This is a genomic window from Azospirillum argentinense (assembly GCF_000632475.1).
Lineage (GTDB): Bacteria > Pseudomonadota > Alphaproteobacteria > Azospirillales > Azospirillaceae > Azospirillum > Azospirillum baldaniorum.
Map to the genome: position 1 here is coordinate 1,250,313 of NZ_CP007794.1, position 23,434 is coordinate 1,273,746.

Below are 23,434 nucleotides of genomic sequence, written 5' to 3' on the forward strand. Positions count from 1 at the left end.
AGGAATGTGCTCCCGTTTCCGCAAAACAACAATTGCCGGAGTTGCGGCTTATCTGTTCCATGAGACGCAACAAACGGCTATGATGGCGGCTCCCCTCAACCAGCGTCGCCGACCGCCATCATGCCCGCCATCATACCCGATGTTTCGCCCCTTCTCCTCGCCATGGACCTGACCGGGATCTTCATCTTCGGGCTGACGGGAGGGACGCTGGCCGTGCGGCACCGCCTGGACATCTTCGGCGTGATGGTGCTGGCGCTGGTCACGGCGCTGGCCGGCGGCGTGCTGCGCGACCTGCTGATCGGGGCGATCCCGCCGGCCACCATGCAGGACGAGCGGTACCTGATCACGGCGCTGGCCTCGGGCCTGTTCGCCTTCTTCTTCCACCCCTTCATCAACCGTCTGGTCAAGCCGGTGATGGTGCTGGACGCAGCCGGCCTTGGCATCTTCGCGGTGGCCGGCTGCGGCAAGGCGCTGGCCTATGGGCTGGGCCCGCTGCCCGCGGTTCTGCTGGGCGTGCTGACCGCCTGCGGCGGCGGGCTGGTGCGCGACGTGCTGGTGGCCGAGGTGCCGCGGGTGCTGCGCGAGGAGATTTACGCGGTGGCCGCCCTGCTGGGTGCGGCGATCGTCATCGCCGGGGCCATGCTGGACCTGCCGAAGGCGCCGGTCGCCATCGCCGGGGCGGCGGCGGCCTTCCTGCTGCGGGTGGTCAGCGTGCTGCGCGGCTGGAGCGCGCCGCGCGCCCCCGGTTCATGACATTTGCGGTGAACAACCAAAGGCTTCGGCTGTTGGAATGGGCATGAGCGACACCGTGACCGACAACCCGGCCATGAGCCGGTTCGAACTGGACGTGAACGGCCAGACGGTCTTCGCGACCTACCGCCGCCGCGGCACCATCCTGCACATCCCCTATGTGGAGGCGCCGCCGTCTCTGCGCGGCACCGGGGCCGCCGGGCGGCTGCTGGAGGGAGTGATGGCCATCGCCCGCGCCGAGGGGCTGACCATCGTCCCGATCTGCGGCTACGCCGCCAACTGGATGCACCGCCACCGCGAGCATCACGATCTGCTGGCGCGGTAGGTCTCACGACGGTCCCGGCGGCCGATGCCCGTCGGTCGCCGCGAACACCTCCTTGGCAGCGAACAGCCCGTTGAGAGCGGCCGGGAAGCCCGCGTAGACCGCCATCTGCATGAGGATCTCGACGATCTCGTCGCGGGTCAGCCCGACGTTCAAACCGGCCTCAATGTGCACCTTGAGCTGGGGTGTTGCGTTCCCCATGGCGGCGAGCGCCGCAATGGTGGCGATCTCGCGGGAGCGCAGATCGAGCCCGGGCCGCGAATAGATGTCGCCGAAGGGAAATTCGAACACATAGGTTGCGAAGTCCGGCGCAATGTTGGCAAGCGCCGCCACCACCTTGTGGCCGGCCTCGCCATCGATTTCGGCAAGCGCCCGTTGCCCGCGCTCAAGCCGGCTTTCTTCGACCCCGGATTCGATTTTTGACCGGTGCAGCGTCATCGTCAGTCTTCCTCTGTTCCGTTTCGACGTAACCGTCGATCTTGGTATCGAGGACGAGAAGACAGGCGTTCAGTTCATCGACCTGGGCGCGCACGCGCTCGCGGTGTTGCTCCAGCAACGCCCGCCGTTCCGCTTCGGTCCCGGCGCCCGCCTCACGAAGCGCCGCATAGCGGAGCATGTCGCGGATCGGCATGCCGGTCGTCTTCAGACGGCCGAGAAACTCGATCCAGGTCAGGATCGAGGCGTCGTAATCGCGGTGGCGGGACTGGTTCCGGTCGGCATAGGGCAGCAGCCCGATCCGCTCATAGTAGCGGATGGTGTGGGCCGTCAGTCCCGAGCGTTTCGCGAGGTCTCCGATCTTCATGAGCGTCTGCTTCTCATCACGATGCACAGGACGCTACGGGTTCGAGCGCGCTCTAAGTCAAGAGCGATTCCGCCACCACGACCGCCGAGGCGTCACAGGCCGAGATAGGCTTGTTTCACCGCGGGGTCGGCCAGCAGCTCCTCGCCCGTGCCGGCCAGAACGACGCGCCCGTTCTCCAGCACATAGGCGCGTTGTGCCAACTTCAGCGAAGCAGCGACGTTCTGCTCCACCAGGATGATCGTCATGCCCTCGGCGGCGAGCGCGCGGATGGTGCGGAACAGCTCCTGCACCATGGTCGGGGAGAGGCCGAGCGACGGCTCATCGAACATGATCAGATCGGGCTTGCCCATCAGGCAGCGCCCGATGGCCAGCATCTGCTGCTCACCGCCCGACAGGGTGCCGGCGGCCTGCTCCAGCCGTTCCTGCAGGCGGGGGAAGAGGGTCAGCACCCGCTCGAACGTGTCCTTCGCCCCGGCGCGGGCGCGCGGGATGACGGCGCCCATCTCCAGATTCTCGCGGATGCTGAGCGTCGGGAAGATCTGGCGCCCCTCCGCCACCTGCCCGATGCCGAGGTCGCAGACGACGTGGCTGGGCAGGCCGGCGATGTCCTTGCCGCGGAAGCGGATGGTGCCGCGGGCCGGCTTCAGGATGCCGGAGATGGTGCGGATCAGCGAGGTCTTGCCCGCCCCGTTGGCGCCGACGATGGCGGTCGTCGTGCCCTCCGCCACCGCGATGGACACGCCGTCGAGCGCCTGGGCGTCGCCGTAGAAGAGGTCGAGGTCGGATACGGTCAGCATGCGGGGTCTTGCGTCGTGGCGGCCATCATGGAGAGGGCCGCCACCTTAGCGCAGGCGCCGCCGGAACCGAACGGCTTTTGCTTCAGCCCACACTACTTCAGGAAGAACAGGATGCTCATCGCCAAGCCCACCGCAATGATGCCCGCGCGCAGGATGCGCGACGGAATCCTGCGCCCGACCCGCGCCCCGACATAGCCGCCGGCCACGGCCGCGATGGTCATCAGCGCGGCGTAGGACCACTCCACCGCCCCGCCGACCGCGTAGGCGGCGACCGCGATGGCGGTCAGCACGGCGGAGAACAGGTTCTTCAGCGCGTTCATGGCGTTCAGGTTGGTCATCCCGAACAGGCTCAGCTGCGCCAGCAGCAGGATGCCGAGGCCGCCGTTGAAATAGCCGCCATAGACCGACACCGCGAACAGCGTGGCGAGCATCGCCCCTGTCCCGTGCAGCCCCACCGCCCGCAGCCGGGCCGCCAGCATGCCGCCGAAGGCGAACAGCGCCGTGGCGACCAGCAGCAGCCAGGGCACGATGCTGCGGAACACCGAATCCGGGGTCACCAGCAGCAGCGCCGCCCCGATCAGCCCGCCGGTCAGGCTGACCACCGACAGCGTGACCAGCCCGACCCCACCCACCGGCTCCAGGTCGTGGCGGTAGCCGTAGACGCCGCTGGCGTAGCCGGGCAGCAGCGCCACCGTGCCGGTGGCGTTCGCCGCGACGGGCGGGACCCCGGCGTAGATCAGCGCGGGAAGCGTGAGAAAGCTGCCGCCGCCGGCAACGGCGTTCATCGCCCCGGCCAGGAAAGCTGCGGCGAGCAGGAGCAGAGATGTCGTCACCATCGTTCGGGTCGTTTTCGTTTCTTGTTATTTTTAAGTCCCTCTCCCAGGACGGGAGAGGGGTTTGGGAAGCCTACCCCCTCGTCCGCAACTCGCGGCGGATGATCTTGCCCGTGGTCGTCATCGGCAGGCTGTCCACGAACTCCACGGCGCGCGGGTATTCATGGGCGGCGAGGCGGGTCTTCACATGGGCCTGGATCTCCGCCGCCAGTTCGTCGCTGGGGCGCACGCCGTCCTGGAGGACGATGAAGGCCTTCACGATCTCGGTGCGCAGGGGGTCAGGCACGCCGACCACGGCGGCCATGCGGACGGCGGGGTGGCCGATCAGGCAATCCTCGATCTCGCCGGGGCCGATGCGGTAGCCGGCCGACGTGATCACGTCGTCGTCCCGCCCGACGAAGCGAATGTAGCCGTCGGCGTCCAGTTCGCCCTGGTCGCCGGTGACCAGCCAGTCGCCGACAAACTTCGCGGCGGTGGCCTCCGGGTTGTTCCAGTATTGCAGGAACATCACCGGGTCCGGGCGGTGCACGGCGATCAGGCCGATCTCACCGGGAGGAAGGCGGTTGCCCTGCCCGTCGATCACCGCCACGTCGTGGCCGGGCGCCGGGCGGCCCATGACGCCGGGCTTGGGCGGCATGACCGTGGCGCAGGAGGACACGATCATGTTGCACTCGGTCTGGCCGTAGAACTCGTTGATGGTCAGCCCGAAGGTCTGGCGGCCCCAATCGAGAAGCTCGGCCCCCAACGTCTCGCCGCCGCTGGCGACGGAGCGCATGCTGTAATTCCAGCGCGTCTGCGGGTCCTTCACCGCGCGCATCATCTTCAGCGCGGTCGGCGGCAGGAAGGCGTTGCGCACCTGGAAATCGGCGATCAGGCGGAAGGCCTCCTCCGCGTCGAACTTCTCGAAGCGGTGGGAGACGACGGTCACGCCATGGTGCCAGGCGGGCATCAGCACGTCGAGCAAACCGCCGATCCACGCCCAGTCCGCCGGAGTCCAGATGCGGTCGCCCGGCTGCGGGAACAGGTCGTGGGAAATCTCCACCCCCGGCAGATGGCCGAGCAGCACCCGGTGCGCGTGCAGCGCGCCCTTGGGCTGGCCGGTGGTGCCGGAGGTGTAGATGATCACCGCCGGGTCATCGGCCGCCGTGTCCACCGGCGCGAAGTCCTCCGACGCCGCATCGACCAGCGCGTGCCAGTCCAGCTCGCCCTCTCCGGCCTCGTCGATGCGCAGGACGAGTTTCAGTTCGGGCAGGCGGTCGCGGATCTGGGCGATCTTGGCCGCACCCACGGCGTCGGTCACCACCGCCCGCGCCCCGCAATTGCCGAGGCGGTATTCCAGCGCTTCGACGCCGAACAGCGAGAAGAGGGGGACGGCGACGCCGCCCATCTTGTAGACGGCGACGTGGCTGACCGCCGTCTCCGGCGCCTGGGGCAGCAGGATGCCCACGCGGTCGCCGCGCGCCACCCCATGGGCGGCCAGCGCGTTGGCGAGGCGGTTCGACAGGCGGCGGATGTCGGCGAAGCTGTAGGTCTCCACCGCGCCATCGCGGCGCTTGTGGATCAGGGCGGTGCGGTCCGGATCGCGCTCCGCCCACGTGTCGCAGACGTCCACGCCGATGTTGTAACGCTCCGGCACCGACCAGACGAAACGGTCGCGCAGGCCCTCGTAGCTGTCCGCTTCCGGCAGCATGCTTTCCTCCCGACGGGTTCTTGCCGGCCGCTTGACCGCGGCCATTTCCTTGCATCATAGGGGCAACGGCGGCGTTCCGTCACGCGGACGGAATAGTTTGCGGGGCTGCCATGTTCATCGACACAGGGTTCATCAGCACAGGTTCCGTTCCGTGGGGTTCGAGATGAAGGCCAAGGGGATCGTTGCGGTCGTGTTGTCCGTGGGCCTGCTGGCCGGCTGCGCCAGCCCCTATGGCTATGGGTATGGCGCCGGGTATGGTGGTGGGTATGGCGGTGGCGGGTACGGGGCCAACTATGGCGGCGGCTACGCCCCCGCTTATGGCAACAAGGCGACGGCGGGCACGCTGCTGGGCGGCGTGGTCGGCGGCCTCGCCGGGTCGCGCTTCGGCGGCGGCACGGGCAAGCTGGTGGCGGTCGGCGTCGGCACGCTGCTCGGCGCCGCGCTCGGCAACGCCGCCGGTCAGTCGATGGACCGCGCCGACCTGATGTACGCGCAGCAGGCGGCGGGACAGGCTTACATGGCGCCGACCGGCGCGACCGTGCAGTGGAACAACCCGCAGACCGGCAACTGGGGCACCTACACCCCGACCCGCGACGGCACCGGTCCCTATGGCGAGCCGTGCCGGGAATTCCAGACCAGCATCGTGGTCGGCGGGCAGCTTCAGCAGGGCTATGGCACCGCCTGCCGCCAGTCGGACGGAAGCTGGCGCATGGTGAGCTGACGCGCGCTCTTCAGCCATGCGGTGAAATGCTCTACACAAGCGGGCATGGCGACGATCAAGGACGTGCTGGCCGCGGCGCTGGCCCACCATCAGGCCGGACGGCTGGCGCAGGCCGCCGCCGGCTATCAGTCCGTCCTCGACACGCTGCCCGACCATCCCGACGCGCTGCATCTGCTGGGCGTCGTCTATCTCCAGGCCGGACATCCGGCGGAGGCCGCGCCGCGCATCCGCGCCGCCATCCGCGCCGACGCCACCATCGCCGACTATCACGACAATCTGGGCAGCGCGCTGCGCGCCCTGGACCGGGCGGCGGAGGCGGCGGACGCCCACCGCGCGGCGATCCGCCTGCGCCCGGCCTTCGCGCAGGCCCATTACAACCTCGGCAACGCGCTGGACCGGCTGGGCCGGCTGGAGGAGGCCGCGGATGCCTACCGGCAGGCCGCCGCGTTGCGCCCCGGCTACGCGCGGGCGCGCTTCAACCTCGGCAACACGCTGACGGCGCTCGGCCGGCTGGGCGAGGCGGACGAGGCCTTCCGCGCCGCGCTGGCCGACGATCCCGGATTCGGGGAGGCGCACGCCAACCGCGCCTCGCTGATGTTGCAACGCGGCCGGGTGGCGGAGGCTCAGCGCGCCTTGCGCCGCGCGCTGGCGCTGCGCCCCGACCACGCCACGGCGCTCGCCAACCTGTCGGCCGCCTTGCTGGCCCTCGACGCCCCCGCCGACGCCGAACAGGCGGCACGCCGCGCCGAATCCGTGCGCCCGGACTTCGCGGAAGCGGCGCTGCGCCGGGGCGACGCGCTGCAAAAGCGCAACCGTCTGGCCGAAGCCGCTCGTGCCTACGCCCGGGCCGCCGCCCTGTGTCCCGATCTGGCGGAGGCTTACGCGAACCTCGCGCTGGTGCGCCAGACGCAGGGCGACCTGGACGCCGCTGAGGCCGGCTACCGCCGCGCGCTGACCGTGCGGCCCGATCTGGCCGAGGTGCGCTCCAACCTCGCCTATCTGGAGCTGTTCCGGCCCGGCGTGACGCTGGCCCGCGTGCTGGAGGCGCACCGCGGCTGGGACGCCGTGCACGGCGCGCCGTTGCGGCCCGAATGGACGCCGCGCGCTCCGGCGGTTCGGGACGACTCCCGTCCGTTGCGCGTCGGCATCCTGTCCGGTGACTTCCGCCGCCACCCGGCGGGGCAATACGCGGTGCGGGCGGTGGAGGCGCTGCCGGACTTCGGCGTCGAACTGACCCTCTACGCCAACCAGTTGGAAGCGGACGACCTGACCGACCGCTTCCGCGCCGCGGCGGCGCGCTGGGTGCCGGTCGCCGACCGGACCGACGCTGAACTTGCAACGTTGATCCGCAACGACCGGCTGGACGCGCTGATCGACCTCGCCGGGCACAACGCCCGCGGGCGGCTGGGGGTCTTCGCCCGCAAGCCGGCGCCGGTGCAGGTGGCGTGGTCGGGCTACATGGCGACCACCGGGCTCGCCGCCATGGACGCGCTGGTCGCCGACGCCCACCATGTGCCGGAGGGGGCCGAACGCTTCTACAGCGAGCGCATCCTGCGCATGCCCGGCGCCTTCATCGCCTACGACCCGCCGCCGAACGCGCCGGAGCCCGGTCCGCCGCCCTGCCTGAGCGGCCAGCCGGTCACCTTCGGCGCCTTCAACATCCTGACCAAGCTGACCGACGAGGTCCTCGCCACCTGGGCCGCCCTGCTCGCCCGGGTGCCCGAGTCGCGTCTGTTGCTGAAGACCAAGGCCTTGTCCTGCCCGGAAACCGCCGCCCGGTGGCGTGGGAGGCTGGCCGCGGCGGGCATCGCGCCGGAGCGGCTGGTCCTGGCCGGGGCGACCGACAGCCGGGAGCATATGGGCTGGTGCGCCCGCGTGGACGTAGCGCTGGACCCCTTCCCCTTCGCCGGCAGCACGACGACGCTGGAGACGCTGTGGATGGGCGTCCCGGTCGTCACCCTGCCCGGCGAGACCTTCTCCAGCCGCCATTCCCTGGCGTTCCTGAACGTGGCGGGAGTCGAGGGCTGCATCGGCCGCGACCCGGCGGACTATGTGGATCGCGCCGCCGACTGGGCCGCCGACCCAGCGCGGCTGGCGGACCTGCGCCGGACCCTGCGCCCGCGCGTGGCCGCCGGACCGCTCTGCGACGGGCGGCGCCTGGCCGAGGCGCTGGCGACAGCCCTGCGTGGTTTAGCGAGGGGCGATTAGCCTTTCCGGATAGGACACCGCAAAATCTGAAATTAAGGGTTGTTTGGACACTAATTTTTCGTCACATGTTGTATATCAGATTCATCAAGGGTCGCGACGCCCAGGGGGTCCTGGATGCTGAACCTTTCGGCTGTCCGCACAGCCATCGAGGACGTGGAGCAAGCCATCGCCACGACGCTGGCGCCGGAGACGCTGGCCGCCAAGACGGTCGCCACCAACCGGCGGGCGCTGGCGCGCCTCTACACCGCCTATGCCCAGGGGCTTCTCAAGCGGCACGGCATCGCCGTGGACCTGGACGACATCTGCGGGCAATGCTGCCGCGACTGCCCGGATGGACGCTGCGCCCGGCTCCCCTCCTGAGTCACTTCTCCCCGATGAAGCGGACCCAGGGGAAATCCAGAACGTCGAACCAGCGCACCCCCGGCCCCTCCCCCCGCCGCTCCAGCGCGTCGAGCACCGCGAAGGGTGCGGCCTGATCCAGCATCCAGAATCCGCGCCCCTCCCGCAGAAAGGCCCCGATGTAGGCCGCGGTCGAGGCGAGGAAGGCACGCCCCCGCGGAGTCGGCTGGAACGCCGCGAAGCAGACGATGATTTCCCGCGTCGGGCCGCGCCAACGGGCGTCGCGCAGCAGCCCGACGTCGGCTCCGTCCAGCAGCGCCGCCAGCGCATCAAGCCCCCCGGCCAGCGTGCAGTCGGCGTCGAGATGCAGCAGGGGCCGCCCCCAGAGCGTCATCAACTGGTGCCAGCGCAGGAAACGGACGCAGGCGTAGTAGGTGGTCCGCCGATGATCGTCCCAGCCCGTGAAGTCCACCCGTTCCCGGCTGCAGCTTAGACGCAAGCGCTCCCGCCGCCGGGCGAGGTCGGCCAGGGTTTCCGGTGAAGGGTTCACGACATGGACATGGACCGCCACACCGCCGCCCGCCAGCTCCACCGAATCGAGCAGGCCGGTGGCGAAGCGCCGGTAGTAGCCGTCGTCGCAGGACACCGCCAGCAGCGGCCCGCTCCCCGCGGGCGGTTCGGCCAGCAGTTCCAGCGGGGGGAAAGCGACGAGCAAAGTGTCGGCGTCGGAAAGCCCATCCAGCGCCCGCCGCCCCGCCCGCACCATCGACCACAGGCGCAGCTCGAAATCCGCCGCCACCTCCGCCGCGGTGAATCTCCGGGCAAAGCGCCGCATGAAGCGGCTGGCGAGGTCCGTCCGTCCCTGCCGGTAGAAGCGGTAGGCGACCACGGCCGCCGCCCGCGTGTCGCGCGGGTTGCGGCGCAGGACCGTGAGGGCGGTGCGGGCGGCGCGGTCCAACAGCCAAGGCGGCGCCTGCCCGGCCTGGACGAGCGAAAGCGCCGTCCCGATCAACGCGTCCGCCGCCGCCCCATGCCGCGGATCGGCGGCCAAGGCGTGGGTCAGGGCATGCCCCGCGCGGTCCACCAACTCCGGGTCGAGGCGCCGGGCGTGCGACAGCGGGCGGTCCAGCCGCGTCGGGCTGCCCCGCCGCGCGCAGGGTCCGCGCCAGATTGCCGAGGAAATCCGCGTCGCCGGGCAGCAGGGCCACGGCGCGGCGCAGCAGCGGCAAGGCCGCGCCCGGCCAGCCGCTCTGGCTTTCCAGGACGCCCAGCAGGTGAAGCGCGTCGGGATGGCCCGGCTGGCTGCGCAGGATGCTATGATAGAGGGGCCGGGCCGCATCCAGCCGGCCCGCCTGATGGTGGCCGACCGCGGCGGCCAGGGCATCCCGAAGTGTCACCATGCCGCCTGTCTACACGCGCCGCCGGGCCGGAGTCCATGCGGCGCAGCGGTTGGGGGCACCGCCTGTTGCGAAGGAGAGACCATGGCCGACCGGCCGCTCGTCAGCATCATCACGCCAAGCTGGGGACGGGAAGCCTTCCTGCCGCTGTGCCACGCCCGCGTGCTGTCGCAGACCGTCCCCGACGTCGAGTGGCTGGTGTTCGACGACAGCCCGCGCCCGTCCGCCTATCTCCAGCCGCTCGCCGGGCCGCGGCTGAAGTATTTCTATGCGCCGCGCCGCTACGCCATCGGGGAGAAGCGCAACATCCTGGCCGAGCACGCGCGCGGCGAGGTCATCGTCCATTTCGACGACGATGACTTCTACGCTCCCCACTATGTGGAGCGGATGCTCGGCTGGCTGGAGGCGGGGCACGATGCGGTGACGCTGTCCGGCTGGTTCCTGCACAGCGCGGTGCACGGGACCTTCGGCTATTGGGACACGGCGCGGGGCGGCTCGCATCACCGCTGGGGCCGCACGGCGCGGTCCTATGTGGAGGCGCCGGAGACACCGCCGTCCGACGACAATGTGCTGGGCTACGGCTTTTCCTACGCCTACCGGCGGTCAGTGTGGGAGGCGGTGCGCTTCCCGCCGGTCAACGCCTGCGAGGACGCTCCCTTCATGAAGGCGGCGCGGGAGCGCTTCCGCGTCGCCGCTTTTCCGGACGCCGAGGGGCTTTGCCTGCACACTCTGCACGCCCGCAGCACCAGCCTGTGCCTGCCGCAATACGAATTGCCGCCCCTGCTGCTGGAGCGCCTGTTCGGACCGGACATCGCGGCTTACACGGGGGGCGGGGTGGGTCAGACCTGAACGTCGAGATACATGCCGCGGCGGTAATTGCGCGGCAGCGTCAGGATGCCGTTGACCAGAAGGCTGGCCAGTTCGCGGACGCTGGGAATGCGCTGGCGCCCGCCGCCGACCTGCTCCGCCCGGTTGCGGACGCCGACCGTGCCGGGCGACGCGACGCGCCCGCCCCCAACCTCGGAGCGGATCGGTTCGTTGGAGCGGTCACCGGTGCGTCGCGTTTCAACCATGGCCGAAATGGTACCGCATAGGCCGCCCCACCGGCAAGGCGGAGGCGGCGCGGTCCATCCGTTGTCGCGCGGAAGCGCCGATATCCCCCCTCCCTCCGGGGAGAGGGTTGGGGTGAGGGGGTTGCGCTTTTGCCGAACGTCGCGACACGCGCATCCCCCTCACCGGCTCTCAGCGGATGCCAGAGGCATCCGCCTACCGCCGTCAGCGCTGGCCTCTGGCCAGCGCGAGAGGCCCTACGGGCCACCCTCTCCCCAGAGGGGAGAGGGTTATTAAGAGCCGGATAAAATCTTCCCGATTCTCAACCGCCCCATCGCTTGACAAACTGTTATATCAGCGGTAACCGATACGTCTCTAAACCTTACGGTTTGGATGGGTATAGGTGGTTCGGGGCGTCGGAGGGAAGTCCATAACAATAAGCGCCCCGACCCGCCTTTCCTCTTCCGGCACAGCCGCTTACCGCAACCATGCGGTCAGCGCCGCCAGCGCGCTCAGCACCAGCACGTAGAGCGCGAGATCGAACAGCGGCGGGTGCCAGACCCAGCCGTAGAACCCCACCGCCCGCAGGCCGCGCCGCAGCAGGCCCGAGACGAACCAGGCCGCGATCGCCAGGATGAGCAGCGGGGGAATGAACAGCCCGTAGATGTCGATTTCGCCGATCATGCGGTCACCGATTCGCGGAGCGATTCGCTGGAGGATTCAGGTGCGGCGAAGGTCAGGTGCGGGAACAGCGCGCGGCGCAGCCCGGCCAGCGCGATCACCGCCCGGTCGCGCTCCGCCGACCGCGGCTCGGCCGACAGGTTGGACAGGGCGGCGTCCATCATCGGCAGGACCTCCGCCGGGGGCGTGCCGAGGCGGCGGCTCGACAGGCCGCGGAAATGCTGCCCCACCGCGCCCAGCAGCCGCGCCACATGGGGCGCCGCCGGGCCGCCCAGCGCGCGGCGGGCGCGCTGCAGCTCCGCCACGTTCAGACCGACCCGGAGGTCGTTCACCGCGTCCGCCGCCGCCAGATCCTGCTGCGGACCGGCCAGCGCCAGACGGGAGGAGAGCAGCCCCACCCGGTCGAGCATCCGGTTCTCGAAGCTGCCCACCGGAATGCCGGAGCGGGCGGCGGTCATCGCCGCGATCTCGCTCCAGCCGGCGCGGAGCAGGCGCCGGGCGCTCCAGGCCGCGCCGACCGAGCGGCAGAGCTGGGTGACCAGCAGCGCCGTGGCGATGCCCACCACCTGCGCCACGTTGCTGTTCAGGAAGGACGCGAAATCCCCCGTCCCGAGGTCGAGCAGGCTGAGCGAGCCGACCACCCCCATCAGCAGGGCCATCGCCTTGCCCATGGTCGCCGGCCGCGCCACGAAGACGCCCAACAGCAGGAAGGTCGGGGCGAGGCCCAGCACCAGCATGGGGAAGCTGTCGAAGGACGGCAGCACGACCAGCAGGTAGAAAGCGGCCAGCGGCACCGACAGCAGGGTGAAGACCAGGAACAGGCGGATGCCCGGCGCGGGATCGTCCAGCGAGGCGAAGAAACAGCAGAAGACCGCCGTCATCATCGCCGCCGCCGATCCCGACGACCAGCCGGTGGCGATCCAGAAGGCGCAGACCACCGCGATCCCGAGCAGCGCCGCGAAGCCCGACCACAGGGCCATGCCGGCGTCGAGATGGAAGACGTCGCGCGAGCGGCGGCGGGTCAGCGGGTCGAGACGCTCCGGCAGGCTGCTCTTGCCCTCGCGGATGTGCGCCCGCAGGTCGCGGCAGTCCTGATGGATGTCCACCAGCGAGCGCAGCCGGGTCAGCAGGTTGAGAAGCGTCGCCTCCTTCCAGCCGGTGTCCGCGCCGATGGCCGGGGACAGCCGGGCGATCTCGGCGCGCAGGCGCTCGGCGCCGCCCTCCTCATCATCACCACCCACCCAGCGGTCGAGATCGGCCAGCAGGGCGGAGACCTCGGCGGGCAACTGGCCGCGCAGGGCGTCCAGCCGGTCCTCGATGCCCGCGGTCAGCGGCAGCAGATAGGCCATGCGGTCCTGCATCGCCCGCACCGCCCGCGTCATCCAGCGCACCTCCGACGTGTCGTAGGGCAGATGGGTCGCCATGACGCGCAGTTCGGTGATGTCGCGGGCCAGCTTCTGGCGCTCCTGCGCGTTGGCCGCGCCCTCCGGCGCACGCTCACGAGACAGGGCTTCGCGCGTCCAGCGCTCCGCGTCGCGCAGCGTGGCGTCCAGCCGGCCGAGCAGAGCCGGGCCGACGCTCTGCGGGAAGACCACGCTGTGCACCACGGTGGCGCAGAGGATGCCGATCAGGATCTCCTCGACGCGGGCCAGACCGGTGTCGAAGATGGTCGACGGGTCGGTCACCGCTGGAAAGCCGATCAAGCCGATGGTGTAGCCGGCCAGCATGAAGAGATAGCTGCGCGGCGTGCGGTCGAGCAGCGAGATGAACAGGCAGACCGCCACCCACAGCCCCAGTGCCAGGGTCAGCAGCTCTGGCGAATCGGCCAAAGCCGGCACCAGGGCGATGGCCCCGGCGCAGCCCAGCACCGTTCCGGCGACGCGGAAGACCGCCTTCGACCGCACGGCGCCCGACAGCGGGCCGGAGACGATGTAGGCGGTCGCCATCGCCCAGAAGGGCCGTGGCAGCCCCATGGAGAAAGCGATGTAGAGCGCCGCCATGGCCGCCGCGAAGGCCTTGACCGAGAACAGCGCCTCGTTCAGCGAGACCAGTTTCAGGGCGGAGGTCTTCATTGCCCGGCCACCCGCTTGGCGGGCGCCCCCTGCTCCGTCTCGCGCACCACCTCGACGGTCACGGTGCGCCCGGCGACGAGGTCGCGGGGGTCGGGGATCTGCTCCAGCGCGACGCGCACGGGGATGCGCTGGGCCAGACGGACCCAGTTGAAGGTCGGGTTGACGTTGGGCAGCAGGCCGGTGCCTTCGGTGCGGTCGCGGTCGACGATGGCGTGGGTCACGCTGTCCACCCGGCCGGTCAGCCGCTCCGGCTCGCCCATGATGGTGACGCGGACCGGGTCGCCGACGCGGATGCGCGGCAGCTTGGTCTCCTCGAAATAGCCGACGACGTAGAAGGAATGGCGGTCGATCACCGCGACCACCGGCTGGCCCGCCGTTACATAGTTGCCGGCCTTGAGCTGGAGGTTGGTGACGAAGCCGTCCACCGTCGCCCGCACCTCCGTCCGCTCCAGGTTGAAGCGGGCGAGGTCGAGCGCCGCCTCCATCTGGCGGGCTGCGGCGGCGGCCTTGGCCTGGGCGGAGGCGACCTCCTGCCGCTGGGCGGTGGAGACGACGTTGTTGCCGAGCTGCGCGTAGCGGTCGGCCTCGGCCTTGCGGAAGGACAGCTCGGCGCGCGCGCTTTCCAGATTGGCCTCGGCCTGGTCGACGGCGAGGCGGTAGCGGCTGGGGTCGACGACGAACAGGACGTCGCCCTTGCGGACCGCCTGGTTGTCGATGACCCGCACCTCGGTCACCAGACCGGCGACGTCGGAGGACACCTGCACCACGTCGGCCCGCACCCGCCCGTCGCGGGTCCAGGGCTGGTTCATGTAGTAGTCCCACAACCACCAGCCGCCGCCGACGGCGCCGAGCGTGACGACCAGCGTGACCGTGATCCGAATGAGGAGGGAGAAGAGTTTCACCGTGATTCGTCCTTGCGCTCCACCGGCGCGGCCGGGAGCGATCGTTCCGTATCCCGCCGCTGCGGGACGCGCTGCTGTGTAGAACCGCCGTCAGCCCTTCATGGCTCGGGCGTTCGTCTCGATCGCCGCCATGACCCGCACCGCGCCGGCGATCTCCGGGCCGGAGGCGCCCTGGAGCAGGCGGCGGCGCACGTCGTTCAGCGCGGCGTTCACGCGGGCCAGCAGGTTGCGGCCCTGGTCCGTCAGGTGCAGCGTCTTGGCCCGCCGGTCGTCCGGGGCCTCCCGGCGCTCGACCAGCTTCGCAGCCTCCAGGCTGTCGAGCAGGCGGACCAACGATGGCCCCTCCACCCCCATCTCCTCGGCCAGCTCGCGCTGGCGCATCCCGTCGCCGAGTTCGTTGAGAAGCATCAGCGGCGAGATGACGGAGGAGGAGAAGCCGCTCTCCGCCAGCACCTTGTTCGCTTCCCGCCGCCACAGATGGGCGGCGCGGAACAGGTGGATGCCGAAGTTGGACGGAAAGTCCGGGGCGGGGGTGGACGGGCCATTCGATTGCATGCCTATTTAATAGCTTTGCTATCTATTTTCAGCAAGACGCCCCACCCCGCCGCTCGGTCATTGCAGGCATGCGCGCATCCGCGGCGTCATATGGTCGAGGAAGGCGCGCACCCGGTGCGGCACCCGCTCCCGCCCGGTGTAGACGGCGTGGATCTCCTCGCGGTCGACCAGAACGTCGTCGAGCACGCTGACCAGCCGCCCGTCGGCAAGGTCGGGGCGGATGTGGTATTCGGCCAGCCGGGCCAGACCGAGGCCGAGCAGGGCCATGTGGCGCACCGTCTCGCCGTTGTTGGCGACGATGCGCGTGTCGATCTCGCGGTCGACCAGCCGCCCGCCGGACTTCAGCGGCCAGACCGCGGCGGCGCGGCGGAAGTTGAAGCCCAGGCAGTCGTGACGCTCCAGGTCGGCGGCGCTCTCCGGCCGGCCCTTGCGCTCCAGATAGTCCGGCGACGCCACGATGCGCCGCCGCACATCGCCCAGCCGCACCGCCAGCAGGGCCGAGTCGGACAGCCGCCCGGCGCGGAAGGCCACGTCGGTCCGCGCCGCGTAGAGGTCCACCACCTCGTCGGTCAGGGTCAGGTCCAGCCGGATGCCGGGATAGACCCGCGTGAAATCGGGCAGCAGCGGCAGCAGGCAATGCCGCCCGAAGGGCACCGACACGCTGATGCGGATCAGGCCGGTGGGCGAGCGTGCGCCGCCCGCCACCTCCGCCTCCATGGCGTCGAGGTCGCCCAGCAGGCTCTCGGCCCGCTCGCGGTACAGCTCGCCCTCCGCGGTCAGGCGCAGCCGGCGGGTGGAGCGTTCGACCAGCCGCACGCCGAGCCGCTCTTCCAGCCGGGTCACCAGCTTGGCGGTGGAGGACGGGGTCATGCCAACCTCCCGCCCGGCGGCGCTGAAGCTGCCCAGCGCCGCGACGCGCAGGAAGACCCTCATGTCCCAGGCGCGGCTGTCGCTCATCAAAGGTGCCCTTCCGTCAATCTTGTCATTGAATGACACGATCATGCGAAAACGGACGGCATTCCGCATCCCGGATTTTTGGCTCATCTGATGCGTCCTGCACAGCTCGCATGGATGGAGCCTTCAGTCATGCCACTCGCACTGCTGGCGCTGGCGATCAGCGCCTACGCCATCGGAACGACCGAGTTCGTCGTCGTCGGCCTGCTGCCGACCGTCGCCACCGACCTGAACGTCAGCCTGCCGATGGCCGGCATGGTGGTCAGCGTCTACGCCCTGGGGGTCACCGTCGGCGCCCCGGTCCTGACCGCGCTGACCGGCCGGCTGCGGCGCAAGCCGCTGCTGCTCGGGCTGATGGGCCTCTTCATCGCCGGCAACCTGCTGGCCGGGGTCAGCCCCAACTACGAGACTCTGCTGGCCGCCCGCGTGCTCAGCGCCTTCGCCCACGGCGTCTTCTTCTCGGTCGGCGCGACCATCGCCGCCGACCTCGTGCCGGAGGACAAGCGGGCCTCGGCCATCGCCATGATGTTCTCCGGCCTGACCATCGCCATCGTCACCGGCGTGCCGATGGGCACCTGGATCGGCCAGCATTTCGGCTGGCGCGCCACCTTCCTGGCGGTCTCCGCGCTGGGCGTGATCGGCGCGCTGGGCGTCGCGGCGCTGGTCCCGGCGAAGCTCAGCCAGCCGCCCGCCGCCGGGCTGGCCACGCAGGTCCGCGTGCTGGCCAAGCCGCGCCTGCTGCTGGCCTTCGCCATCACGGCGTTGGGCTATGGCGGGACCTTCGTCGCCTTCACCTATCTGGCGCCGATCCTGGAGACGATCACCGGCTTCTCCAGCGGCACGGTCAGCCTCGTCCTGGTGCTCTACGGGGCGGCCATCGCGGTCGGCAACATGGTGGGCGGCAAGCTCGCCAACCGCAACCCGGTCCGCGCGCTGGCGTGGCTGTTCGCCCTTCAGGCGGTCGTGCTGATCGTCTTCACCTTCACCGCCTCCAGCCCGGTTCCGGCGCTGGTCACCCTGGCCGGCATGGGCGCGCTGGCCTTCGCCAACGTGCCGGGGCTTCAGCTCTACGTCGTGCAGTTGGCGCAGCGCCACGCGCCGGGCGCGGTGGACGTCGCCTCGGCCCTGAACATCGCCGCCTTCAACCTGGGCATTGCTGCCGGCGCCTTCTTCGGCGGGCGGGTGGTGGACAGCGCGCTCGGCCTCGCGGCAACACCGTGGGTGGGTGGGCTGTTCGTGCTGGGTGGGCTGGCGCTGACCCTGCTCAGCGGCGCGCTCGACCGCAAGGACGGGCGCCGCGGCGAGGCCGTCGCCCAGCCTGCGTGATACATTGATAAAAAATCCACGTTCGAGAGGATCGAGACCAATGCACAACGTGACCGCCAATGGCGCCTCCATCCCCGCCCTCGGCTTCGGCACCTTCCGCATGAGCGGCCCCGACGTGCTGCGCATGGTGCCGGAGGCCCTGAAGCTCGGCTTCCGCCACATCGACACCGCCCAGATCTATGGCAACGAGAGCGAGGTCGGCGAGGCCATCAAGGCGGCGAGCCTGCCGCGCGGCGAGGTCTTCCTGACCACCAAGGTCTGGGTGAGCAACTACAAGGCCGACGACTTCCGCCGCTCGGTGGACGAGAGCCTGGCGAAGCTGCGGACCGACTACGTGGACCTGCTGCTGCTCCACTGGCCGAACGAGGCCGTTCCGCTCGCCGAGCAGATCGAGTCGCTGAACGCCGTCCAGGCCGCCGGCAAGACCCGCCACATCGGCGTCAGCAACTTCAACCGAGCGCTGCTGGACGAGTCCGTGCGCCTCAGCACGGCGCCCATCGTGACCAACCAGATCGAGTACCATCCCTATCTCGACCAGTCGGTGATGCTGGAAGCGGCGCGCCGCCACGGCCAGTCGATCACCGCCTATTACGCCATGGCCGACGGCAAGGTCTTCAAGGACCCCGTGCTGACCGACATCGCCGCCCGCCTGGGCAGGAGCCCCGCCCAGGTGGTCCTGCGCTGGCTGGTGCAGCAGGAGGGGGTGATCGCCCTGTCGAAGACGGTCGGCGAAAAGCGCGCCGCCGAGAATCTCGCCGTCTTCGACTTCGAGCTGTCGGAGGCGGACATGGCGGCCATTCATGGCCTCGCCCGCCCCGACGGGCGGATCGTCAGCCCGGACGGTCTGGCGCCCGCCTGGGACTGAGGGAGCATTCCCTTCCCTCTCCCAGGACGGGAGAAGGCGTCTTAATGCGGCATCAGGGGCCAGAACAGCGCGATCGCCGTCGTGCCCAGCACGATGACGATCAGCGACAGCGGCAGGCCAAGGCGCGCGTAGTCGCTGAAGCGGTAGCCGCCCGGCCCCATGACCAGCGTGTTGCACTGGTGCCCGATGGGGGTGAGGAAATCGCAGCCCGCCCCCACCGCCACCGCCATCAGGAAGGCGTCGGGCCGCAAGCCCAGATGGTTGGCGAGGCTGGCCGCGATGGGGGCCATCACCAGCACGGTGGCCGCGTTGTTCAGGAAGGGCGTCACCGCCATCGCCGCCACCAGCATCATCGCCAACGCGCCGATGGGCGGCAGCCCCTGCGCGGCGATGGACAGCCAGCCGGCGATCAGCTCCGTCCCGCCGGTGGTGCGCAACGCCTCGCTGACGGGGATCAGGGCGCCCAGCAGCACCAGAATCGGCCATTCGATCGATTCGTAGGCCTCCTTCAGCGTCACCACGCGCAGCGCCGTCATGGCGACCGCGGCGCCGAAGAAGGCCAGCGTCACCGGGACGAGGCTGGTCGCCACCAGCCCGATGGTCACCGCCATCACGGCCAGCGCGATCCGCCGCTTGCGCCGCCGCCCGATGGACAGATTGCGCTCCGCCAGGGGCAGACAGCCGAGTTCGTTCAGCGTGTCCGACAACCCCGCCGCCCGCGCCTGAAGCACGACCAGATCGCCCGGCTGGAAGCGGACGCGGCGCAGCCTCTGGCGGATCGGCCGGCCGCGCCGGCTGAGCGCCAGCAGGTTGGCGCCGTAGCGCTCCCGCAGCTCGACATCCTCCACGTTGCTGCCGATCAGGGGGGAGCGCGGCTCCACCACCGCTTCGAGAACCGCCAGATCCTCGTCGCTCTCCACCCCCTCCAGCTCCTTCTCGTGCATCAGCTCCAGGCCGGCGTGCTTCACGAGGTCGCCCAGCGCCTGGGTGTCGGCCTCCAGCACCAGCACGTCGCCCGCGAGCAGCACCCAGTGGCCGGACGGGATGTGGCGGCGGTGCCGCCCGCGGATGATCGCCGCGACCGTCACGTCGCCCTCGCCGTAGGCCTCCAGGTCGGCCACCGTCTTGCCGACGAAGGGCGACTTCTCCGGCAGCAGCGCCTCCGCCGTGTAGTCGTCGATGGAGAAGCCCCCGGCGTTGCCCGACGCCGCCTGCCGGCCGGTGGGCAGAAGGCGGTAGCCGACCGTCAGGAAGGCCACCCCTGCCACCGCAACGGTCAGCCCGACCGGCGTGAAATCGAACATGCCGAAGGGTTCGCCGACCATCTCGTTGCGCAGGCGGCTGACGATGATGTTGGGGGAGGTGCCGACCAGCGTCATCAGCCCGCCGAGAAGCGAGCCGAAGGCCATCGGCATCAGCAGAGACGACACCTTCGTCCCGTTGCGCCGCGCCACCTGCATGGCGATGGGCATGAAGATGGCGAGCGCCCCGATGTTCTTGACCACCGCCGACAGCAGCGTCACCGCCCCGGTCAGCACGATGATCTGCGCCGGCACGGTCTTCATGCGGGCGCTGAGGGGGCGCATCACCTCCTCGACGATGCCGGAGCGGCCGACCGCCGCGCTGACCACCAGCGCCGAGCCGACGATGATGACGATGTCGTCGGAAAAGCCGCTGAAGGCGTCCTTTGGCTTGACGATCCCGACGGCCACTGCCGCCAGCAGCGCCAGCATGGCGACGAGATCGTAGCGCAGCTTGTCCCAGATCAGCAGCGCGATCACCGCGCCGATGATGCCGAAGGCGAGTCCCTGGTCGAGCGTCATGCAGCCCTTTTTTGGGGAATTGTTGGTGCGTCGTTACTGCGATTTGCCGGACGGGGAGCCCGAGGGAGCCGCGTCGCGCCCCTTGCCGGTGCCGCTGGAACCGGTGCTGGAGTTCGACGGGGACCGGGCGTTCCGGACGAGTTCGCCGCAGTGTGGCTGCTCGTTACTGCCTGGGTCAAGAAAAGGCAGGACGCTGGCCAGCGGCGTCAGCAGGACGCCGAGCGCCACCGCCGCGGCGCCGCGCGCCGCCGACTCCGTCGCGTTCACCCCGATGTCCGGCGCGCCCAGCGTGCCGCGGACATGGACCGGGACATGGGTGGCGAAGATCTGGGGGCTCTTGGCACGCCCCAGCACGGTCATGTCCATCGCCTCGCTGCGCAGGTTGATCGTGCCGTCCGCCGTCACCAGCGTTTCCGGCGTGTCGAGCACCAGAGCGCGGCTTTCCACCAGCCCGTCCTTCACCGTCACGTCGGCGACCAGGCAGTTGAAAGGCAAGGGCTTGTCGCCGGACAGGACAACGCCCAGCGTTTCCAGGATGTTGGTCTTCAGCCCCTTGACCGCGTAGCTGGTGATCCGGCCGCCGTCCACCGCGACGCCCAGCTTGCCGTCGGAGGACCCCAGGATGTTGGCGACCGTGGTGCCCTGCCCCTTGAGCTGAATGCGCCCGCTGGCCGTGCCGCCCATCTCCTGCGCGAAGGCCGTCTCGCGGAACAGCCGGGCCAGCTTGATCTGCCGAACGTCCAGGTTCACGTCCAGCGCCGGAGTCTTGCGCCCGCCGTCGAGCACCGCCGTCCCGGCGACCCGCCCGCCGCCGACGCCGAGCGACAGCGGGTCGAGCACCAGCCGCCCGTTCTCCAGCTTCGCCCGCGCGTCGAGCGCGTCCAGCGTTGAGAAGGGCGCCTCCACATGCTCGCCGCGGAACTTCACGTCCATGTCGGCGGTGCGCAGCTTCTCCAGCGGAACCTCGGTGGCCGGGATGATCCGCTCCCGCCCCTTGGTCGGGTAGTCGCCCCGGCCTTCCGGCGAGGCGCCGATGAAGCCCGCCAGATCGATCGCCGCCAGCTTGCGCGAGGTCAGGTCGCCGGTGATCCGCGGGCGTTCGCCGCCCAGATCCACCGCCACCTGACCGGACAGGTCGCTTTCCCCGACCTTGCCGTTCATCCCCTCGAAGCGCCAGACGTCGCCCTCGCGCCCAAGATGGCCGGAGATGGCGTAGGGCCGCGTCGTCGGCACGGGAATGCCCAGGATCGGGAAGACGTCGGCCAGATCGTCGCCGCGCAATTCCACCGACAGGTCGACGCCCTCAAGCAGCACCGGTTCGGCGATGGAGCCCTCGATCTTGCCGCGGGTCTTGCCGATGGCGGTCTCGACCCGCAAGGGATAGGGCTTCGGATCGTCGCGCAGATACTCCAGCGAGCCGCCGGCCGCCGTCAGGGTGAAGGGCTTTCCGGCGAAGTCGCCCTTGCCCTCCAGCCGGACCTCCTGGTCGCCGTTGCCACCGACCGCGGTGTTGACGCCGCTGTCGATGTCGATCTTGCGGGTCGGATCGCGGAAGCGCAGGCGCCCCTCCTCGACCACCAGCGTCTCGATGATCGGCAGATCGGTCCGGTCTTCCGGCTTGACCGTCTCCTTCGCCGCCTCCTTGCGCGGGTCCGGCCCGCCGAAATTCCAGTTGGCGGCGCCCTCCCGGTTCTTCTCCAGAAGCAGCTTGGGACCGGTGAGGCGGATCTCCGGAAACTCGAAGTCGCCGCGCAACAGCGGCCAGGGGCGAAGCTGAAGGTCCAGCACCCGCAGTTCCGCCATCGTCTTGTCGTCGCTCCACTCCGCGTTGGCGACCCGCAGCCCTTCGACGCGGATGCGCAGCGGGTCCCCCAAACGGACGTTGAGATCGCCGTCGATGGCGACCTCGCGGTTCAGCGCCTTGGACGCCTGCCGGGCGATGAAGCCGCGGGCGTCGTTCCAGTCGAAAACGGCCAGAGCGATGCCGACGCCCGCCGTCACGGTCACCACCAGCCCCAAAAGGCCGTAGCCGATCCATTTCACCACGGCCATCCGCCGCGCCCCCTTGTCTGCCCATACCGCACCCTGTGGCTGAATAACGGGCAAATACCCGGCGGTGTGACGCCTTACCTCCAAAGGGCAGAGAAAAGGACGGCCTTGCACGGACTTAACGAAAAATTGAACGAATCATGCTACGGATGGTAGCATTCCGTTTTCCACTTCCCTCCCGACCCGAGAACCATGCGTTCACTTACGAATTTTGCTCCCTCTACCTTCGAGGAGCGCGGCGCCGCCGTGGCCTTCACCACGCCGGTACTGGCGCAGACGCGGGTGCGCAAGGACGACCGGGACAAGCTGGAGGTCCTGATCCCCAACCTGTCGGACGGGCACGGGGTCTATGTGGTGCCGTGGAAGGGTCTGCCGGTCGCCTTCCCGATGACCGTCCACGACCGCATGTTGCAGGACCTGATCCGCGAGGCGGACGGCTGCTCGCCGGACGACATCCGCAAGGCGGTGCTCCAGGCGGCACGCTGCGGCCTTGCCGGTCCGCTGGCCGTGGAAGCGGCGGAGGCCGCGCTCCGCGACGAGGACGAGCAGCGGCTGCTCATCAACTACCAGTTGATCGTCGAGGTGATGAAGGCGGTCGGCTTGGAATCGACGGACATCCTGCGCGCCGGCCTCGGCTCCGAGAAGGGCGAGCAGCTGACCCGCAGCTACATGACCAAGGCGGCGCAGAGCCTCGCCCTGGAACCGACCGAGCTGTACGCGCGGGTGGCCGAGCTGGCGACCTTCATGGAGCCGGTGAGCATCGCCACCTCGCCGAAGCCGGCGCGGTTGCGCCGTCTGGCGCGCGACCTGCTGCAGTTCCGCGACAGCATGACCGACTGGGCGAACGGCAACGTGTCGGAGGCCGCTCCCATCGGCGCCTTCTGCGCGGAGGTGGCGGAGCACACGCTCAACCAGGTCCGCAACGTGGTGAACCAGCTCGACCAATCGTTGGCGGCCTTCGAACTGCTGCTGCGCCAGTGGGACACCAAGCGCACGCTGGTGCGGAAGGCGACCACCCGGCTGTCCTGGCTGCTCGACGGCTGGGACTTCATCGTCACGAGCTGGGCGGAAGCCCAGACCCGGAGCAAGCACGAGCAGGACATGACCGTGCATGAGCTGTTCCGCGTCCTGCCGCTGCTGCCCAAGGACGAGGAGAAGTCCGATCACGCGCTGCTGGCCGACGGGCTGCTGGCCGCGAACCGCCGCACGGTGTGCGCTTATGTGGACTGGCGCAGCGGCCAGCTCGACATGGACCTCGTGATGCGGATCGAGGCGATCAAGGGGAAGGCGGCCTGACC

The 23,434-nt window shown here is 69.9% G+C and carries 23 protein-coding genes; 9 read left to right on the plus strand and 14 right to left on the minus strand.

Going from position 1 to position 23,434, the window contains the following annotated elements:
* The first annotated feature begins 120 nt into the window (after positions 1-120).
* Both ABAZ39_RS19835 and ABAZ39_RS19840 read left to right on the plus strand, forming a co-directional pair.
* On the plus strand, positions 121-753 hold the full coding sequence (locus tag ABAZ39_RS19835) for a trimeric intracellular cation channel family protein (RefSeq protein ID WP_035678407.1): 633 nt from the start codon (positions 121-123) through the stop codon (positions 751-753).
* 43 nt (positions 754-796) lie between these two features.
* Positions 797-1,075, plus strand: coding sequence for a GNAT family N-acetyltransferase (locus ABAZ39_RS19840; RefSeq protein WP_035678432.1), 279 nt, complete (start codon positions 797-799; stop codon positions 1,073-1,075).
* A 3-nt stretch (positions 1,076-1,078) separates the two neighbouring features.
* Here the strand turns inward: ABAZ39_RS19840 and ABAZ39_RS19845 are convergent, their stop codons facing one another.
* From ABAZ39_RS19845 to ABAZ39_RS19865, 5 genes are all read right to left on the minus strand, one after another.
* Positions 1,079-1,510, minus strand: coding sequence for a carboxymuconolactone decarboxylase family protein (locus tag ABAZ39_RS19845; protein ID WP_040134498.1), 432 nt, complete (start codon positions 1,508-1,510; stop codon positions 1,079-1,081).
* The gene (locus ABAZ39_RS19850; RefSeq protein WP_040134499.1) at positions 1,458-1,874 is read right to left on the minus strand and encodes a MerR family transcriptional regulator; all 417 of its coding nucleotides are present in this window, start codon (positions 1,872-1,874) and stop codon (positions 1,458-1,460) included. The genes ABAZ39_RS19845 and ABAZ39_RS19850 overlap by 53 nt, the downstream gene beginning before the upstream one ends.
* 92 nt (positions 1,875-1,966) lie before the next feature.
* Positions 1,967-2,671, minus strand: coding sequence for an ABC transporter ATP-binding protein (locus ABAZ39_RS19855; protein WP_040134500.1), 705 nt, complete (start codon positions 2,669-2,671; stop codon positions 1,967-1,969).
* A 92-nt stretch (positions 2,672-2,763) separates the two neighbouring features.
* A complete protein-coding gene (locus ABAZ39_RS19860; protein WP_040134501.1) occupies positions 2,764-3,507 on the minus strand; it encodes a sulfite exporter TauE/SafE family protein in 744 nt (247 codons plus the stop codon).
* A gap of 70 nt (positions 3,508-3,577) precedes the next feature.
* Positions 3,578-5,194: an acyl-CoA synthetase gene (locus ABAZ39_RS19865; protein WP_040134502.1), complete on the minus strand. Its 1,617-nt coding sequence runs from the start codon at positions 5,192-5,194 to the stop codon at positions 3,578-3,580.
* Between the two features lie 151 nt (positions 5,195-5,345).
* On the opposite strand from ABAZ39_RS19865, the gene ABAZ39_RS19870 reads away from it, so the two are divergent.
* The 3 genes from ABAZ39_RS19870 to ABAZ39_RS19880 all read left to right on the plus strand — a co-directional run bounded on the left by ABAZ39_RS19870 (position 5,346) and on the right by ABAZ39_RS19880 (position 8,483).
* Complete coding sequence (locus tag ABAZ39_RS19870) at positions 5,346-5,915, plus strand: RT0821/Lpp0805 family surface protein (protein WP_051658284.1); 570 nt, start codon at positions 5,346-5,348, stop codon at positions 5,913-5,915.
* A 45-nt stretch (positions 5,916-5,960) separates the two neighbouring features.
* A complete protein-coding gene (locus tag ABAZ39_RS19875) occupies positions 5,961-8,123 on the plus strand; it encodes an O-linked N-acetylglucosamine transferase family protein (RefSeq protein ID WP_040134504.1) in 2,163 nt (720 codons plus the stop codon).
* Positions 8,124-8,237: 114 nt separating this feature from the next.
* Complete coding sequence (locus tag ABAZ39_RS19880) at positions 8,238-8,483, plus strand: hypothetical protein (protein ID WP_040134505.1); 246 nt, start codon at positions 8,238-8,240, stop codon at positions 8,481-8,483.
* Between the two features lies 1 nt (position 8,484).
* Here the strand turns inward: ABAZ39_RS19880 and ABAZ39_RS19885 are convergent, their stop codons facing one another.
* Positions 8,485-9,546 carry a hypothetical protein gene (locus tag ABAZ39_RS19885; protein WP_144243599.1) on the minus strand — a complete coding sequence of 354 codons (1,062 nt, stop codon included), beginning with the start codon at positions 9,544-9,546 and terminating at the stop codon, positions 8,485-8,487.
* Between the two features lie 397 nt (positions 9,547-9,943).
* Between ABAZ39_RS19885 and ABAZ39_RS19890 the strand changes: the two genes are divergently transcribed.
* Positions 9,944-10,708, plus strand: a complete 765-nt coding sequence (locus tag ABAZ39_RS19890; RefSeq protein ID WP_040134507.1) for a glycosyltransferase family 2 protein — start codon at positions 9,944-9,946, stop codon at positions 10,706-10,708.
* Here the strand turns inward: ABAZ39_RS19890 and ABAZ39_RS19895 are convergent.
* From ABAZ39_RS19895 to ABAZ39_RS19920, 6 genes are all read right to left on the minus strand, one after another.
* Positions 10,699-10,932, minus strand: coding sequence for a hypothetical protein (locus ABAZ39_RS19895; RefSeq protein WP_014198240.1), 234 nt, complete (start codon positions 10,930-10,932; stop codon positions 10,699-10,701). The two genes, ABAZ39_RS19890 and ABAZ39_RS19895, sit on opposite strands and share 10 nt — an antisense overlap.
* A 454-nt stretch (positions 10,933-11,386) precedes the next feature.
* Positions 11,387-11,593: a DUF1656 domain-containing protein gene (locus tag ABAZ39_RS19900; RefSeq protein WP_040134508.1), complete on the minus strand. Its 207-nt coding sequence runs from the start codon at positions 11,591-11,593 to the stop codon at positions 11,387-11,389.
* Positions 11,590-13,662 (minus strand): FUSC family protein, encoded by a 2,073-nt coding sequence (locus ABAZ39_RS19905; RefSeq protein ID WP_051658286.1) that lies wholly within the window; start codon positions 13,660-13,662, stop codon positions 11,590-11,592. The genes ABAZ39_RS19900 and ABAZ39_RS19905 overlap by 4 nt, the downstream gene beginning before the upstream one ends.
* Positions 13,659-14,564: an efflux RND transporter periplasmic adaptor subunit gene (locus ABAZ39_RS19910; protein WP_040134509.1), complete on the minus strand. Its 906-nt coding sequence runs from the start codon at positions 14,562-14,564 to the stop codon at positions 13,659-13,661. Before ABAZ39_RS19910 ends, ABAZ39_RS19905 begins: the two co-directional genes overlap by 4 nt.
* Before the next feature lie 90 nt (positions 14,565-14,654).
* Entirely contained in the window at positions 14,655-15,119 is a 465-nt protein-coding gene (locus tag ABAZ39_RS19915; protein ID WP_040134510.1) for a MarR family winged helix-turn-helix transcriptional regulator, read from the minus strand.
* 57 nt (positions 15,120-15,176) lie between these two features.
* The gene (locus ABAZ39_RS19920) at positions 15,177-16,076 is read right to left on the minus strand and encodes a LysR substrate-binding domain-containing protein (RefSeq protein WP_040134511.1); all 900 of its coding nucleotides are present in this window, start codon (positions 16,074-16,076) and stop codon (positions 15,177-15,179) included.
* Between the two features lie 129 nt (positions 16,077-16,205).
* Between ABAZ39_RS19920 and ABAZ39_RS19925 the strand changes: the two genes are divergently transcribed.
* Both ABAZ39_RS19925 and ABAZ39_RS19930 read left to right on the plus strand, forming a co-directional pair.
* The gene (locus ABAZ39_RS19925; RefSeq protein WP_040134512.1) at positions 16,206-17,399 is read left to right on the plus strand and encodes an MFS transporter; all 1,194 of its coding nucleotides are present in this window, start codon (positions 16,206-16,208) and stop codon (positions 17,397-17,399) included.
* Positions 17,400-17,439: 40 nt separating this feature from the next.
* Positions 17,440-18,264 carry an aldo/keto reductase gene (locus tag ABAZ39_RS19930; protein WP_040134513.1) on the plus strand — a complete coding sequence of 275 codons (825 nt, stop codon included), beginning with the start codon at positions 17,440-17,442 and terminating at the stop codon, positions 18,262-18,264.
* Between the two features lie 41 nt (positions 18,265-18,305).
* On the opposite strand, the gene ABAZ39_RS19935 is transcribed toward ABAZ39_RS19930, so the two are convergent.
* On the minus strand, positions 18,306-20,087 hold the full coding sequence (locus ABAZ39_RS19935) for an SLC13 family permease (RefSeq protein WP_040134514.1): 1,782 nt from the start codon (positions 20,085-20,087) through the stop codon (positions 18,306-18,308).
* 33 nt (positions 20,088-20,120) lie between these two features.
* The gene (locus ABAZ39_RS19940; RefSeq protein ID WP_040134515.1) at positions 20,121-22,139 is read right to left on the minus strand and encodes an AsmA family protein; all 2,019 of its coding nucleotides are present in this window, start codon (positions 22,137-22,139) and stop codon (positions 20,121-20,123) included.
* 189 nt (positions 22,140-22,328) lie between these two features.
* Here ABAZ39_RS19940 and ABAZ39_RS19945 point away from each other — a divergent pair, with 189 nt between their 5' ends.
* Positions 22,329-23,432, plus strand: coding sequence for a hypothetical protein (locus tag ABAZ39_RS19945; RefSeq protein ID WP_040134516.1), 1,104 nt, complete (start codon positions 22,329-22,331; stop codon positions 23,430-23,432).
* Positions 23,433-23,434 lie beyond the last annotated feature (2 nt).